This is a genomic window from Vibrio sp. 10N.222.49.C9, from assembly GCF_041474985.1.
Classification (GTDB): Bacteria; Pseudomonadota; Gammaproteobacteria; order Enterobacterales; family Vibrionaceae; genus Vibrio; species Vibrio crassostreae_C.
In genome coordinates, this window is record NZ_JBFRVD010001281.1 from 1 (window position 1) to 321 (window position 321).

General features: G+C 43.0%; 1 pseudogene. It reads left to right on the forward strand.

Features of this window, described 5'->3' with window-relative positions:
• Nucleotides 1–321 (forward strand): annotated as a pseudogene (locus AB4585_RS27910) (hypothetical protein); the annotation flags it as partial.

Genomic DNA, 321 nt, shown 5'->3' on the forward strand with positions numbered 1-321 from the left:
AGGTATCTGTAAAAAGCAAAGCCATTAATGGTGTGCATTACGAATATGAAGTAAAACCGCAAGCTACTATCGGCGCTACCTTCCAAGGACTGCCTTTTGTCAATCTGAGCGCCGATTACCAATTAAATGAGTCATCAGGTTTTAAGAATATTGCCGATAACACTCAGTATCTATCTGTTGCTGCAGAAGCCAATGTGCCAATGATTGGATCTGCGCGATTAGGTTATCAGCATGATCTCAACGGCAACGCCAATACCATGTATACAGCAGGTGTACGCCTTGGCTTTGTACCTTTCTTAGATATGAACTTGGGTGGAGCTT